We start from the raw sequence: 14,256 nt of genomic DNA on the forward strand, positions 1-14,256 counted from the left end.
CTCACCCTATATAACGCGTTAAATTCTCGAATATGTCTCTCGCATAGCTTGTAACTTGAGATAGCATCCAAGGACCGAAGAATACGATGGCCACTAAGACCGCAATAATTTTTGGTACAAATGCTAATGTTTGCTCTTGTATCGAAGTTGTGGCTTGAAAGATACTTACCGCTAAACCAGAGATTAAAGCAACTAATAGTAGCGGACCGCTTGTTAGAAGGATAATCATAATAGCACGCTCTGCAATGGAAATAACCAACTCACCTGTCATAATGTATCATCCCCTAAAAACTTTGTAGTAACGATTTCATAACGAGATACCAGCCATCAACCAGTACAAATAATAATATTTTAAATGGCAATGAAATCATTACTGGCGGTAACATCATCATCCCCATCGACATTAATGTACTCGCGACAATCATATCGATCACTATGAATGGAATAAAAATCATAAATCCAATTTGAAATGCAGTTTTAATTTCACTTAAAGCAAAGGCAGGTACAAGCATAGTCAGTGGGATTTCCTCCACTGATGCTGGTTTTTCTGCTTGATTATATGTTAAAAATAAATCTAGATCTTTTTGCCTAGTATGCTTACTCATAAACTCTTTAAATGGCACACTAGCACGATCATAGGCTTCTTCTATACCAATTTCTTCAGCAAACAATGGCTGTAATGCCTCTTTATTAACCTCTTGAAAGGTTGGTGCCATGATAAAAAACGTTAAAAATAGTGCCAGCCCAACGATTACTTGATTTGGTGGCATTTGCTGTGTTGCCAATGCTGTACGCACAAAGGATAAGACAATGACTATACGAGCAAAGGATGTCATTAAAATTAAAATACTTGGTGCAAGTGATAAAACTGTTAGTAAAAGTAAGAGCTTTACAGATGTCGAGACGTTCGTTGGATCGCTGTTGGAAAAAATATTGATTAAATCATTCATTTACCATCCTTCTCCTTCTGCTTCCATCTCTCTATCTCATCACTACGCTCCTGTTTTATTTCGGATAGCTTTTTTTCAAATAGATTGCCAAATGAATCTTGCTTTTGCTGCTCATTTTGCATATTTATGCTATCTTTTCTCTTAAACTTAGAAAGTACTTCTGCAATATACGGTGATGTTGCTGCAAATTCTTGCCTTTCGTTATAAAGTGCTAAAAGAGCTTCAACTTCTTCAGGATCTGTAATTTCTCGTAAAAGCTGAACATCTTCTCCGACCCCAACTAAATACAATGTTTTACCTACCTGTAAAAGCTGAACTGACTTTTGCGCACCTAACGATAAACCGCCTAAATTTTGTACCATTTGATTACGTTGGAAGTTTAAATTTCGTTTATTTAAAAACTTCATCAATCCATAAAATAAAGCTACAACAAAAATAAGCGCCAAAACCATTTTTATGTATTCCCATGCAGATATATCTCCAGCTGCTGTTACAGTTGGTTCTTGTTTAGCAGCTGGATCAGTCGTATCTCCATTACAAGCTTCTGGGTCTTTTATGCAATCCGTGACACTATTTGTGTCAGCGTCTGCATAGACAGAAGTTGGTGTCGGGTACAAAAACAGGAAGGATACAAGAAATGCGAAAATCATCGTGAAACGAAATGATTTTAACATTTTCATGCAATCATCCTAGCGCTTTTTGAATCGCTTCAATTACACGATCTGCTTGGAAAGGTTTTACGATAAAGTCTTTCGCACCAGCTTGAATCGCATCGATTACCATTGCTTGTTGCCCCATTGCTGAACACATGATTACAGTTGCACTTGGATCTGTTCCCTTAATTGCTTTAAGAGCTGCAATACCGTCCATCTCTGGCATTGTGATATCCATTGTTACTAAATCTGGTTTTAGTTCATTGTACTTTTCGACAGCTTGTAAACCATCTGCTGCCTCTCCAACTACTTCAAATCCATTTTTTGATAAAATATCCTTGATCATCATGCGCATAAATGCAGCGTCGTCTACAATCAAAATTCTTTTAGACATGGTTAACTCCTCCAATTGAAACTATCTTAAATTATTTAAACGCTCTGCTTGACTTAAAACATCTGTAATACGGACACCAAAGTTTTCGTCAATAACAACGACTTCCCCTTTAGCAATTAAACGACTATTGACTAAAATATCAACCGGTTCCCCCGCTAATTTATCCAGTTCAATAATTGAACCACTTGAGAGTTCTAAAATCTCTTTAACAGAACGTTTCGTACGTCCTAACTCTACAGTAACTTGCAATGGAATATCAAGTAGCATATTTAAATTTCTAGCTTCAGATTGAGAGATTACATTTGTATCGAAGCTAGCAAACTGCGCTTGTTGCACATTGACAGGCTGTGCCGGTCTTGCTGGTTGTGCAAATTGTTGTTGCTCCTGATAAATCGGTTGCTGCATCGGTGCTGATTGCTGCTGATAAACTGGTTGTTCAGATGGTGGGGCTACAGGAACATGCTGTTGTACAGGTGGTGGTGCAACTGGTGGAGCTTCAGGTGCAATCGTTGCTGCCACAGGTTCCTCAAATACTCCTGTTTCACCTAATAATGATTTTACAATATTTTGACTAAATTTAAGCGGTAATAATTGCATTAAATTTGAATCAATTAAATTACCAATTCTTAATCTAAATGAAACTTTCACCAGCAAATCGTCTTCTGGAATATTTTCTCGACCTTCATCTTGCGAGATGTTCATTAAATCAATTGTCGGTGGAGAAATATCTACTTTTTTGTTGAAGACCGTCGACATCGATGTAGCAGCTGAGCCCATCATTTGATTCATAGCTTCTTGAACAGCACTTAGCTGAATTTCACCTAAGTCTGGCTTCGGATTTAATCCATCGCCACCTAACATTAAATCTGCGATAATTGCTGCATCGGATTGTTTAATAACAAGTAAATTCATACCTGTCAAACCAATTGTATATTCAACTTGTACAGCTACATATGGATGAGGAAATTCCTCTTCTAATTTATTGCGATTAATCATCGAAATACTTGGTGTAGTAATATCTACTTTTTGACCCAATAACGCTGAAAGAGCAGTGGCAGAGCTACCAAAGGATATATTGCCTACCTCTCCTAATGCATCTTGTGCAAACGAATCAAGGTAATCCTCCACTCGTATCTCATTTATTTCTTCATTTGTTGAAGCATCAGTGTCGTTGTTTTTATCTCCCAACGTCTCGCCCCTTAATAGCGCTTCAATTTCTTCTTGGGAGAGCATTTCATCACTCATCTTCGTCTCCTCCTTTCAAAGGGTCGATAATCTGGATTGCTAATTTTTTACCTTTTTTACCTGGTTGAACAGTAAATTTCGGCAATGTTCCTACTTTTAGTAGTAATGGTGCTTCGATTTTTTGATCTAACTGTATAACATCTCCAACTTGCATTGTTAGGAAATCTTCAATGGTGATGTCTGTCAAACCTAATTCAACTGAGAGTGGCAATTGGGCTTGTTTCACACGTGTTTCAAGCATTTTTGTTTGCTCTGGTGACATCTCCTTCGTATTGGTTTGCATCCAATAACGAACTGAAAGATTTGGAACAATTGGCTCCAACACAACATGTGGAATACAAATATTAATCATACCGCTTGTCTCACCAATAATCGTATTTAACGAAATTACAACAACCGTTTCATTAGGTGAAATCATTTGTAAAAATTGTGGATTTACTTCAAGTTCCACTAATATTGGGTCAATTTCCGCAACATTTTCCCATGCTTCGCGTAAATTGTCGAATGAGCGTTCAAAAAGGTTTGTCATAATTTTTGTTTCAATTTCCGTTAGGTTATCTACATTACTATGACTCGCCCCACTACCGCCCATTAGGCGATCTAACATTGAATAGGCAATATTCGGATTGATTTCCATCAATATATTACCATCTAATGGTGGCACTTCAAATACATTAATGAGTGTCATATTTGGAATGGAACGGACAAACTCTTCAAATGGTATTTGGTCTACTGATGCAACTGTAATTTGTACATAGCTTCTAAGCTGTGCTGAGAAAAAGGTTGTCAATAGTCGTGCGAAATTTTCATGTATTCGGGTCAAACTTCGGATTTGATCTTTTGAGAAGCGAAGTGCTCGTTTAAAATCATAGACTTTAACCTTTCGTCCCTCGTCCTCTTTTTTTATGTCATCCGCTGACATTTCCCCTGTCGATATAGCGGAAAGCAGCGCATCTATCTCGGATTGAGATAACACATCTCCTGCCATTTGCCCACCTCCAATTCAAGCAGTTTCTGTTTTATTGAGTAATGAAGGAGGTAAAATATACTTCCTGGACTTCTCCTTCTTGCATTAACTCATTTAATCGTGTTTTTAATGATTTTTGGAAAATTTGTTTCCCTTGCTTACCTTCTAAGTCCTTTTTCTCCATTTCAGAAAGCTCTTGAATGGCAATGTTTTGCACTTGGAAAACGCGCTTTGTTAACTCTGCACCAGCTTCCTTGCTTGTCGTTTGGATTTTTAATGACAGGCGTACAACTCTATTATCTGCTAGATTTGTCGTGATCTCTGGTACCTCCACTGTAGCCTCTACAATCTCATCAATGGACGGCTCAACAGCACCTGTTGGTTTATTAAATTGCGTGAGCAATACAAACAAAATAACCCCAATCAGAATGACTGCTACTAGTAAAATAATAATTATTGTTAGCATTTTATTATTCTTCATCTTCTTCACCTCGTAGATGCGGGTTGGATAGTATTTGTATATTGTTATAAAAGGCAGTTACCTTTTGTCGCACCTCTTCTTCACTCTCTAAAACAATTAATTTTGTTCCAGTTGTTAATGTAATAGTCGTATCTGGAAATGATTCGACTGTTTCTATGTATAAAGCATTTAAGGTAAATGCTTTGCCATTTAGACGTGTTAGTTCAATCATGAATTAGGGCCGGGTCTAGCATGAGAGCCGGCCCGACCCTCCCTCATATGAAAAATATGTTTGTAAAAATGTCCGTTATGAAAGGACTATATTATTATCGTTTTAAGTTTACTAGTTCCTGTAATATTTCATCAGATGTTGTGATGATACGCGTATTTGCTTGGAAACCACGTTGCGCTACAATCATCTCAGTAAACTCTTCAGACAGGTCTACGTTGGACATTTCAAGAGCACCTGAAACAGCTTTACCGATACCAAATGTATTACCTACACCTATTTGAACTGCTCCAGAGTTTGCACTTTCTTGGAAGTAGTTATTCCCTTCTTTTGTTAAACCTTCTGCATTAGGGAATTTAGCCATTACAATTTGACCTGCAAATTTAAGCCCTTCACTATCTACGAATGTAACTTTACCATCAGAACTTATAGACATTGATTGTGCATCTGTCGGGATTCGGATTCGGGTCCCAGTTACTTCAGTTTGCAATTCGTCCCAATCTTCCGAATCGTATTCTAATGCCGTGCCAGCATCTTCAACAAGGGGTAAATCCACATCGTCTTCAGCTGTTCCTTCCCAACCTTGGATACCAACTACATAGTTCCCCGATGCATCTACTAAGAAACCTTGCTCATCCATATAGAAGTTTCCAGCGCGTGTGTAAGCGACACTGTCAAAGTTTTCTCCCGCAACTGATTCCCCGTCTCCATCTGGATTGTACTTCGCAACCATAAAGAATCCTTCACCCTCAACAGCAATATCCAAAACACGACCAGTAGTTTGGCGTGATCCAGATCCATGAATAGTATCAATTGTTGCTAAGCTTGAACCTAATCCTACCTGTTGAGGATTCGTACCACCTGCTGTCAAACTCGGACCAGAGGCACCTGCCTGTGTTTGCGACATTAAATCTTTGAAAATTACTCGCCCTTTTTTAAAGCCATAAGTGTTCACGTTGGCGATATTATTACCAATCACATCTAGCTTTGTTTGGAAGTTTTTAAGACCTGAAATACCTGAATACATAGAACGTAACATAAGTTTTCGTTCTCCCTTCGTTTTATATAGGGTGAGCCTCTATCAGTCAGCTCACCAAGGCTTCCTTACGTAAGAAGGTCCAGCCTTTAAAGTACAATCGTACCGTCAATATTTGTAAATAATTGTTGTTTTGCTTCCGTGCGATCCATTGCTGTAATGACAGTAGCGTTTTTAGCACTGACAATTAAAGCTGCTTGATCCATCAAGACTAATGGTTGTTTGACACCTTTTGAGTGTGCTTCAAATACCTTATCCGATACAACCTGCCATTCTTGTTCAGAGATATTAATTTTACGCTCAATAATACGTTCATTCGCATGCTTGCTCACCTTTAGCTCATGTTTAGAAGCTTCCTGTAAATGCGCTTTAAACGATTGTTGTGTATTGATTGGCTTAGGTTGTACTGTACGAATAGATGGATGCAAGGGTACACGATGAATTGAAAACTTATCCATCACTATTCTCCACCTTTATTCGCTAATCACTGTAAAATCTTTATCTGTTAGTCTTTTATCATTATCTAGCACATAATTAATGACCCCATCTTTATTGGAAACAGAGACGATTCGCGCTTTAAGTTCTTGGTCACCGTCTTTATACGTTACATTTTTACCAATCAATTGGCTAGCTTTCACTAATGGAGATTCAGGTACACTATTATTGCCATTTGAGCTAGAGTCGCTAGCTCCACCTAAAATACCAGATATATTACCAGGAGCAATCTCTTTCCCATCAGCTAATTTGAACACAACATTTCCATCTACAAATTTAAGGGATTCTATGACGCCTGTTCCTTCATTTATCACTGGGTTTCCTTTTGCATCTTTTTCTTCCGTTATTTCATGCCATTTGACTTCTTTGCCAATAAAGGTTGTATAACTCATCATCTGTGTTTGTTGCTGAGATGCTAGTAAAGATTCCATTGCCTTTGTCATATTTTGCATTTGCTCTAAAGAAGAGAACTGCGCCATTTGAGAAATAAATTCTCGATCATCCATTGGATTCGTTGGGTCCTGATGCTGTAATTGTGTAATTAACAATTGTAGAAAGGCATCTTTGCCAAGCTCACTATTTCCTGTTTGCTTCGTTGGCTTTCTATAATTGGAGTAGTAAAGATCATCCGTTATTGATGTATTTGTCACTTTTGTTGTAGTATCTGCCATAATTACACCTCCTCACTTATTAAATAATCACTAAAGGACATTCCTTCATCTTCGTCATCACTTTTTTGATCTTGTTCTTCGTCCTGCTGTTGTTTAAAGAAATTATTGAAGAAGCTTTGATCACGTTGTTGACGATCGGCATCTTGTAATGATTGTGCAATATCAAGGCGATCTACTTGTATATTTTGCTGAGCAAAAGCCTGTTTTAGCTGATGTGCTTGGTTATCAAGCAATTCACGTCCATGGGCTGTAGAAGCAAGTATACGGGCTGTAAGAACTCCATCATTTTGTACAAGTTCAATACGAACCGTCCCTAGATTTTCTGGATACAATTTTATGGTTAAACGTGTAATACCTTGAGCATTCGAAATCTGTGCTCGATTGATAATGGCTTGCATTTCTTTTAGTAAAGCTTCGGATTGAGCAGGCTTAGCCGTCGGTAACGTTACATGGAATGTGTCTGGTTTCGTTTGTACAGTTTGTGGCGTCACCATGTCATTTGTATTTGTTTCACTTTGTTTCGTCACTTGGACTTGCTGAACAACTTGCTGGAAGCCTTGTAATGGCAATGTAATAGTTGTTTTAGTTGTTGTTACCTGCAACGTTCCTACTTGCGTTTGTAAAGTCGTTAATAGGCTTTTCACCGTCGTTAACAGGTCTTCTTGAGGTGCTGTTAAGTCGGTCTTCTGCCCTACTAATTGCGCTAATTTCAACACTTGAAGAAGTTGTGATGCCTCTTTTGGTGTCACTTGACCTTCACCTTGTAACGCAGTGCTTATATTCGCCTGTAGTACTGGTGCTTGGGCATCTACTAATGTTAAGAGCTCCCAAACATCACTTGCTTCCTTTTCTTCTCCTAGTAACTGTTGGACGATTTTTTGAAGCTGCTCTTCATCAATCCCTAAAGCATTTAAAATATTTTCTAAATGAAGCATTTCATCCATTGCCACTGCCTTACCGTCTTCTCCAAGTTGAAGCATTAATAAGCCATCATCGTGAGAAATCCCCAGTAGATCTAGTACTTCCTCCATTGAGTCAGCATTTAATACCGCTTGTAAATCCTCGAGTTCATTTGTTGAAGTCGTTTGTGATGACTGGGTTGTTTGAGTTGAAGAAGTTAATACTTGCCCAAAAACAGAACCAAAATTTGATAAATTATCTTTCTTCGGTGTGCTGTCTATTTTTCCATCAGCGTTTCCAACTGTTGTTGACTTTGTTGCTGCAGTTTTTGTAGGTACTGTTTTATTAATCATTTGCATCATCGCTACATCCACTATTTTTTCACCTCCTTTCAATTATCCTATTGTTTAGCCATAAGTTCCGTATATTTTGCTGCATCTTTTGCATCCATTTTCTCTAAGATGGCTGCTAATTTATCAGGCTTTAAATTCGTTAAAATTCGCAGTGCTTCTGTATCACTCATATTGATTAACACAGGTGCTGCGGCTTTTGGTGACATCTTATCAAACGTTGATAAAATATCGTTAAAATCACGCTTTACATCATCTTGTTCACGATTTAATTTTTCAATTTCAAATTGAAGTTGTTCCTTTTCAGTCAGCAGCTTCTCTTTTTCAGTTATAGTTGTATCTAGTTTTTTCTGAAGCTGTGTAATTTCTGCTTCTTTTTCTTGGATCTCTGCCTGTAAACCTACTATTTTAGAGTCATTATTAACGACAGCATCCTTTGCTTGTTGTTCCTCTGACGGGATAAAAGGTAAACTACCAATTGCCTTTTTTCCTAAATCAAAGACATTTGTATTCATTAAGGTTGCCACAACAAGCAAAACCGCTACTACAAACATAATCGGCAGTACAATCCAAGTAAAAAACCTTAGAAAGCCCCCAGATTTTTTCTTCGGTTGCTCTTCTGCTAATTCTGTTGCTATTCGATTGTCTTTCTTTGCCATGAAATCACCTGATTTCTTTCTTGTTATACGTTTGTAATGAAATTTCATCTAAAAAAAGGCTTTCTATACGATCTTGCTCTTGTTGGAAATGCTTAAAATCCTTTTCTCTCATTTTTTCAAATTTACGTACTTCCAAATTTTTTTCTAATAGTTTTTCTTCATGCCAATTCATCTTTGCACGGGCTTGTATCACTTTTTGTTGCACATCTGCAATTGTCTTCTCGAGACTATCAATAAAACGACTATAATGATGAATTTCATCTATGGATGAGCCGACCATTAAACGATCCTGCTGAAATGCAATTAAATCTTCTTTCTTTTTTAGCAAATCATATAATTTCGTTGCTATTTCTTCAAAAGAACGGACAGATTCCTTATAAGCCATTTCGGTTTCGTTTTTTTCCTGTTCGCGAATAGTTAACACTTTTTCAAAACGATACACATAACTGACCATCTATTTCGCACCACCGTTCGATAATGTTATTAACTCATTGACACTTTCTTCTAGGGTCACTTTATCTAAGTAACCCTGTTTAAGATAAGCAGTAATGAGCGGTTCATAATAAATTGCTTCATCAATTTCTTTAGAGGTTCCTCTTTTATAAGCACCAATATTAATCAAATCCTCTGATTTGTCATATGTATAATAGAGCTCTCTTAATCGTTCAGCAGCTTTTTTATGAGTTGGCTCTGCAACGTGATTCATCAGACGACTCACACTTTTCAAGACGTTTATTGCTGGATATTGCCCTTTGTTGGCAAGATTTCGATCCAATACAATATGACCATCTAATATCCCTCGGACAGTATCCGCAATCGGTTCATTCATATCGTCCCCATCTACTAAAACCGTATAGAATGCTGTTATAGAGCCCTTTTCATTAGTGCCTGTACGTTCTAGTAATTTAGGTAAAATCGCAAAAACAGAAGGTGTATAGCCTTTTTGTGCTGGTGGTTCTCCTGTGGCAAGTCCAATTTCACGTTGTGCCATAGCCACACGTGTAACGGAGTCCATCATCAACATGACATTTAAGCCTCGATTTCTAAAATATTCAGCGATTGCTGTAGCTGTAAATGCCCCTTTAATCCGCATTAATGCTGGTTGATCGGAAGTGGCTGCAACAACAATAGACCGACTTAAGCCTTCAGCACCTAAATCACGTTCGATGAATTCTCGAACCTCACGACCACGCTCTCCTATTAACGCAATGACATTCAAATCAGCTTGTGTATTTCTTGCGATCATACCAAGTAATGTACTTTTACCTACACCTGAACCGGCGAAAATACCAACACGTTGTCCATTTCCAACCGTTAGCATACCGTCAATAGCCTTGACTCCCACTTCAAGCCTTTCATTAATCGGTGGACGAGTTAGTGGGTTTGGTGGATCTTGCTCTGTAGGGACTGTCATGAGACCTTTAGGTAATAGTGTGCCATCAATTGGATTCCCCATAGAATCCAATACTTTGCCGATCAACTCAGGACCCACTTTTACTTCCAGTGGAGCACCCGTCCCTTCGACAAGGCAGCCAATAGATATTTCACGTAAGGAGGTAAAAGGCATCAAGACGACTATTTCATCTTTAAAACCAACGACCTCTGCTAAAATAATTTGGTGACCATGATTTACAGTTTCCACATGAATTTTACAGACATCACCTATAGAACTATCTGGACCTTGCGACTCAATCATTAAGCCAACAACTCTAGTAACCCTACCGAACTTTTTAAAAGTTGGGATATGCGGAATTTGTTCAATTAATTGAGCCGCTTTCATCAAGATCATTCCTTACTCTCTAATATTTCATGTAACTTTAATCTGAGTGCATTTAATTGCTCATCGATGCTAACCATAATTCGCCCATGATTTGTTTCAATATAGCAATCTGTCTCATTGTCCAAATCTTCATTAACAAAAATCATAAATGGTACGTCTATTGGGAACATTTCTGCTAATTCATCTCGATTTGCCGTAATTAAAGCATAATAAGCTGGCGAAACATAAATTTTAATTTCTTTCATTTCTCTCGCTTCTTTCAGCCCTCTGCGCACAATCGATACAAATAATTCGTTATCCTGTTCTAAAGAAGTGCCAATAATTCGTTCTGCAGCCGTTAAACCTAGCTCTAAAATTACCGCTTCTTGATCCTCAATATATTTTTGAGCATTTTCTTTCGCTAGCATCATTGTTTCATTCGCTGTTTGAAGTGACTGAGCCATTGCTTCAGTGGCTTTATTTAATCCATCTTCATAGCCTTGTCCAAATCCCTCATCATAAGCTTCTTGAACACGATTGGGCCTCTCTTCCTCCCAACTTAGCTTTAAATGTTCAATCTCTTGAAAGTGCAGATGTTTTTCCTGTTCAAACATCTCTCGTTCCGCTTGCAAAGCAGTTCTTGCTTCAGCAAGTAAACGATCTCGCTCTGCCATGATTTCATCTAACGTTAGTTGATGCTGAGGAAGGGCTTCGTCTTGGTATTCTTCCATCGGTTCAAACATATCACGGATCTGTATTTCTTTTACATTATCGCTATCAGACTGTGTGTAAATAGAACGGATGATTCTAGACAATGACGTCATCTCCTCCACCACGAGCTATAATAATCTCTCCAGCATCCTCTAGACGACGAATAACAGCAACAATTCGAGATTGTGCCTCCTCTACGTCACGTAAGCGTACAGGTCCCATGATTTCCATTTCTTCTTTAAATGTTTCAGCCATACGTTGTGACATGTTGCGGAATATAATATCTTTTACCTCTTCACTTGATACCTTCATTGAAAGCAGTAAGTCTTCGTTTTCACAATCACGAATAACACGCTGAATAGAACGATTGTCGAGTGTAACAATATCCTCGAACACAAACATACGTTTTTTGATTTCTTCTGCAAGTTCTGGGTCTTGTATTTCCAGTGCATCGAGTATTGTTTTTTCTGTTTGTCGATCTACTCCATTTAAAACTTCAACGACTGCATCAATACCGCCCGTTTCTGTATAATCCTGCGTAACAGTTGATGATAATTTACGCTCTAACACAGATTCAATTTCGCTGATCACTTCTGGAGAAGTCGATTCCATGACCGCTATACGTTTAGCAATGTCAGCTTGTACTTCCTGTGGTAAAGAAGATAAAATAACCCCTGCTTGCCCTGCCTCTAAATAAGAGAGTATCAGGGCAATTGTTTGAGGATGCTCATTTTGGATAAAGTTAAATATTTGCGCTGGATCAGCTCTTCTAGCAAAATCAAACGGACGCACTTGTAAAGAAGATGTTAGTCTATTAATGATCGTTTGTGCTTGTTCTACACCAAGTGCTTTTTCTAATACTGTTTTTGCATAGCCAATACCACCTTGTGTGATATAGTCCTGCGCGAGTGCAATATTGTGAAATTCTTCAATGATCTCTTCTTTTACATTTGATTCTACTTTTTTAACACTTGAAATTTCTAATGTTAAACGTTCAATTTCTTCCTCTGTTAAGTGTTTATAGACAGAAGCTGAAACCTCAGGCCCTAATGAAATTAACAAGAGAGCGGCCTTTTGTTTTCCGGTTAATTCTTTATCTTTCTTGGACACAGCCGAACCTCCTAGTTAGTCTTCAGCAATCCAACTACGCAGTAACTTTGCAAAATCGTCTGGCTTTTCTTTGGCCATTTTTTCTAGCTGCTTACGACGCATTGTAGCTTCCGTTTCAATTTCTTCATTAATATCATCAACCATTAATTCTTCTTGTTCCTCTAGGATACTTAGTTCTTCTTCTTCTTTCGCACGCTTACGTGAACGGATAATGAAGAATGCTAGTAATAAGATAACAGCTAACAAGATACCCCCGATAACCCAAACCCACCATGGAATGATTGGTTTTTCATCAGCTACCTCTGTTGCTTTACCGTATAATGGTTGTACAGATACCGCCACTTTTTCATCGATTTGCTCTTGAGTAAGTTCTGCTGCTACGTCTTTGGAAATTGTTGTACGTACAATTGTACTTAAAATTTTCTCAATATCTTCACGAACACCGTCTGGTAATGACGCTGCGTCAGTTGCTGTCGGTGGTTCAACAATTACTTGAATCCCAATATCCTGAATTTTATAAGGAGCTTCTTGAATATCCTTACGTATACGGTTCACATCATTATTAATCGTTTCTTCCGTACGCTCATAATCACCATTTCCTGCTGTACCTTCATTATATGTTGTGAAGTTATCGGTAGTTGTTTCAGCCTCAGGTGTTCCTGCAGCAGCTGCTCCTGTACCAGAATATTGCTCTGTAATACGCTGAGCACTAATAGCAATACCTTCCATATTTTCTTCATCAACAGGTGTCACAAGATTTTCTTCACGGTTTTCTTTCTTGAAATCAATATCCGTTGTGACAGAAACCATTACTTTATCTTGTCCCATCAATGTTCCAAGCATATTTTGCACTTGGCGTTGTAAATCTCTTTCTACCAATTTCTTCATTTGCAATTGGCCTTCAGCTGTTGTTGTGGAAGTACCATCAGCTGTTGCTGCATTCAGATCAAAGTACTCTGAGAATTGGTTAGAGATCACGATATTTTCAGTCTTTAAATTTGGAATACTTTTTGACACTAAATTGTACATAGTAGTAATTTGCTGTTCCGTAAATTTATAGCCAGGGTCTGTATTTAAAACGATAGATGCTGTTGCCTCTCCTTGAACATCTGTGACGAATACCCCTTCCTCAGGAACAGTAATCATCACTTTTGCATCTTTTACACCTTCCAAGTTTTTGAAAAGTTTAGCAATTTCAGTTTCAGTTGCTGCTTTTTTTAATAGGTTAAATTCATTATCAGTCATACCAAATCCTGAACTATTAGCAAATGAGTAATCAATTGATCCTGTTTGTGGATATCCCTCTGAAGCTAACTGCACTAATAAGGAGTCAACTTGTTCTTCTGGCACTAAAATAGATGTTCCACCTGGAGCAATTTGATAGGTCACACCTTGGGAATCTAGCGCTTCCTTTACTTGTCCAATTTCACGTGTTGATAAATCTTTATAAAGTGGAACATATGTAGTTTTGGAAGCAAAAAATGTCACAATTGCTGCTAGTGCGATTACAACTACCACGGAGCCAATCATAACTATTTTTTGCTTTTTACTTCGACTTGTCCAAAATTGACTGGTGTCGTTTTTTATTTTTGTCAATCGTTCATTCATTATGAATCCTCCGGTTATAGTGAATAACCTAGCCATCAATAATTTGCGAACATAATGAG

At 38.0% G+C, this 14,256-nt stretch carries 18 protein-coding genes; all 18 read right to left on the reverse strand.

The window, feature by feature from the left end; genetic code table 11:
* Window position 1: 1 nt before the first annotated feature.
* The 18 genes from fliQ to fliF all read right to left on the reverse strand — a co-directional run bounded on the left by fliQ (window position 2) and on the right by fliF (window position 14,197).
* Complete coding sequence (gene fliQ / locus CD31_RS20110; protein ID WP_004269285.1) at window positions 2-271, reverse strand: flagellar biosynthesis protein FliQ; 270 nt, start codon at window positions 269-271, stop codon at window positions 2-4.
* Between the two features lie 13 nt (window positions 272-284).
* Window positions 285-950: a flagellar type III secretion system pore protein FliP gene (fliP, locus tag CD31_RS20115; protein WP_036080458.1), complete on the reverse strand. Its 666-nt coding sequence runs from the start codon at window positions 948-950 to the stop codon at window positions 285-287.
* Complete coding sequence (locus CD31_RS20120; protein ID WP_036080460.1) at window positions 947-1,630, reverse strand: flagellar biosynthetic protein FliO; 684 nt, start codon at window positions 1,628-1,630, stop codon at window positions 947-949. The genes fliP and CD31_RS20120 overlap by 4 nt, the downstream gene beginning before the upstream one ends.
* 4 nt (window positions 1,631-1,634) lie before the next feature.
* Window positions 1,635-1,997: a response regulator gene (locus CD31_RS20125; RefSeq protein WP_004269288.1), complete on the reverse strand. Its 363-nt coding sequence runs from the start codon at window positions 1,995-1,997 to the stop codon at window positions 1,635-1,637.
* Between the two features lie 21 nt (window positions 1,998-2,018).
* Window positions 2,019-3,242, reverse strand: coding sequence for a flagellar motor switch phosphatase FliY (fliY, locus tag CD31_RS20130; RefSeq protein WP_016994568.1), 1,224 nt, complete (start codon window positions 3,240-3,242; stop codon window positions 2,019-2,021).
* Window positions 3,235-4,230, reverse strand: coding sequence for a flagellar motor switch protein FliM (gene fliM, locus CD31_RS20135; protein ID WP_004269290.1), 996 nt, complete (start codon window positions 4,228-4,230; stop codon window positions 3,235-3,237). The genes fliY and fliM overlap by 8 nt, the downstream gene beginning before the upstream one ends.
* Window positions 4,231-4,261: 31 nt before the next feature.
* Complete coding sequence (gene fliL, locus CD31_RS20140; RefSeq protein ID WP_036080462.1) at window positions 4,262-4,690, reverse strand: flagellar basal body-associated protein FliL; 429 nt, start codon at window positions 4,688-4,690, stop codon at window positions 4,262-4,264.
* Window positions 4,680-4,901 carry a flagellar FlbD family protein gene (locus tag CD31_RS20145; RefSeq protein WP_016994570.1) on the reverse strand — a complete coding sequence of 74 codons (222 nt, stop codon included), beginning with the start codon at window positions 4,899-4,901 and terminating at the stop codon, window positions 4,680-4,682. Before CD31_RS20145 ends, fliL begins: the two co-directional genes overlap by 11 nt.
* Window positions 4,902-4,995: 94 nt before the next feature.
* Window positions 4,996-5,937 (reverse strand): flagellar basal body rod protein FlgG, encoded by a 942-nt coding sequence (gene flgG / locus CD31_RS20150; RefSeq protein ID WP_036080465.1) that lies wholly within the window; start codon window positions 5,935-5,937, stop codon window positions 4,996-4,998.
* Between the two features lie 86 nt (window positions 5,938-6,023).
* Window positions 6,024-6,392: a TIGR02530 family flagellar biosynthesis protein gene (locus CD31_RS20155; protein WP_036080468.1), complete on the reverse strand. Its 369-nt coding sequence runs from the start codon at window positions 6,390-6,392 to the stop codon at window positions 6,024-6,026.
* 15 nt (window positions 6,393-6,407) lie between these two features.
* Complete coding sequence (gene flgD / locus CD31_RS20160; RefSeq protein WP_036080471.1) at window positions 6,408-7,100, reverse strand: flagellar hook assembly protein FlgD; 693 nt, start codon at window positions 7,098-7,100, stop codon at window positions 6,408-6,410.
* 2 nt (window positions 7,101-7,102) lie between these two features.
* Window positions 7,103-8,374 carry a flagellar hook-length control protein FliK gene (locus CD31_RS20165; protein ID WP_036080474.1) on the reverse strand — a complete coding sequence of 424 codons (1,272 nt, stop codon included), beginning with the start codon at window positions 8,372-8,374 and terminating at the stop codon, window positions 7,103-7,105.
* 26 nt (window positions 8,375-8,400) lie between these two features.
* Complete coding sequence (locus CD31_RS20170; protein ID WP_016994575.1) at window positions 8,401-9,009, reverse strand: MotE family protein; 609 nt, start codon at window positions 9,007-9,009, stop codon at window positions 8,401-8,403.
* A 4-nt stretch (window positions 9,010-9,013) separates the two neighbouring features.
* On the reverse strand, window positions 9,014-9,463 hold the full coding sequence (fliJ, locus tag CD31_RS20175) for a flagellar export protein FliJ (RefSeq protein ID WP_036080477.1): 450 nt from the start codon (window positions 9,461-9,463) through the stop codon (window positions 9,014-9,016).
* Complete coding sequence (fliI, locus tag CD31_RS20180; RefSeq protein ID WP_036080569.1) at window positions 9,464-10,789, reverse strand: flagellar protein export ATPase FliI; 1,326 nt, start codon at window positions 10,787-10,789, stop codon at window positions 9,464-9,466. It abuts the gene before it with no gap.
* Window positions 10,790-10,794: 5 nt separating this feature from the next.
* Complete coding sequence (gene fliH / locus CD31_RS20185) at window positions 10,795-11,583, reverse strand: flagellar assembly protein FliH (RefSeq protein WP_036080480.1); 789 nt, start codon at window positions 11,581-11,583, stop codon at window positions 10,795-10,797.
* Complete coding sequence (fliG, locus tag CD31_RS20190) at window positions 11,576-12,589, reverse strand: flagellar motor switch protein FliG (protein WP_008180783.1); 1,014 nt, start codon at window positions 12,587-12,589, stop codon at window positions 11,576-11,578. Before fliG ends, fliH begins: the two co-directional genes overlap by 8 nt.
* Window positions 12,590-12,604: 15 nt before the next feature.
* On the reverse strand, window positions 12,605-14,197 hold the full coding sequence (gene fliF, locus CD31_RS20195) for a flagellar basal-body MS-ring/collar protein FliF (RefSeq protein ID WP_036080483.1): 1,593 nt from the start codon (window positions 14,195-14,197) through the stop codon (window positions 12,605-12,607).
* Between the last annotated feature and the right edge of the window lie 59 nt (window positions 14,198-14,256).

Origin of the sequence: Lysinibacillus boronitolerans JCM 21713 = 10a = NBRC 103108 (genome assembly GCF_000772935.1) — a bacterium.
GTDB classification, from domain to species: Bacteria; Bacillota; Bacilli; order Bacillales_A; family Planococcaceae; genus Lysinibacillus; species Lysinibacillus boronitolerans.

What these genes read in the sequence shown, in the direction of transcription:
- flgD (WP_036080471.1), bottom strand. Translation starts at nt 7,100, where the DNA reads ATGGCAGATACTACAACAAAAGTGACAAATACATCAATAACGGATGAT.
- CD31_RS20170 (WP_016994575.1), bottom strand. Translation starts at nt 9,009, where the DNA reads ATGGCAAAGAAAGACAATCGAATAGCAACAGAATTAGCAGAAGAGCAA.
- fliJ (WP_036080477.1), bottom strand. Translation starts at nt 9,463, where the DNA reads ATGGTCAGTTATGTGTATCGTTTTGAAAAAGTGTTAACTATTCGCGAA.
- fliF (WP_036080483.1), bottom strand. Translation starts at nt 14,197, where the DNA reads ATGAATGAACGATTGACAAAAATAAAAAACGACACCAGTCAATTTTGG.
- fliY (WP_016994568.1), bottom strand. Translation starts at nt 3,242, where the DNA reads ATGAGTGATGAAATGCTCTCCCAAGAAGAAATTGAAGCGCTATTAAGG.
- fliI (WP_036080569.1), bottom strand. Translation starts at nt 10,789, where the DNA reads ATGAAAGCGGCTCAATTAATTGAACAAATTCCGCATATCCCAACTTTT.
- CD31_RS20155 (WP_036080468.1), bottom strand. Translation starts at nt 6,392, where the DNA reads ATGGATAAGTTTTCAATTCATCGTGTACCCTTGCATCCATCTATTCGT.
- fliM (WP_004269290.1), bottom strand. Translation starts at nt 4,230, where the DNA reads ATGGCAGGAGATGTGTTATCTCAATCCGAGATAGATGCGCTGCTTTCC.
- fliQ (WP_004269285.1), bottom strand. Translation starts at nt 271, where the DNA reads ATGACAGGTGAGTTGGTTATTTCCATTGCAGAGCGTGCTATTATGATT.
- flgG (WP_036080465.1), bottom strand. Translation starts at nt 5,937, where the DNA reads ATGTTACGTTCTATGTATTCAGGTATTTCAGGTCTTAAAAACTTCCAA.
- CD31_RS20145 (WP_016994570.1), bottom strand. Translation starts at nt 4,901, where the DNA reads ATGATTGAACTAACACGTCTAAATGGCAAAGCATTTACCTTAAATGCT.
- CD31_RS20125 (WP_004269288.1), bottom strand. Translation starts at nt 1,997, where the DNA reads ATGTCTAAAAGAATTTTGATTGTAGACGACGCTGCATTTATGCGCATG.
- CD31_RS20120 (WP_036080460.1), bottom strand. Translation starts at nt 1,630, where the DNA reads ATGAAAATGTTAAAATCATTTCGTTTCACGATGATTTTCGCATTTCTT.
- fliP (WP_036080458.1), bottom strand. Translation starts at nt 950, where the DNA reads ATGAATGATTTAATCAATATTTTTTCCAACAGCGATCCAACGAACGTC.
- fliL (WP_036080462.1), bottom strand. Translation starts at nt 4,690, where the DNA reads ATGAAGAATAATAAAATGCTAACAATAATTATTATTTTACTAGTAGCA.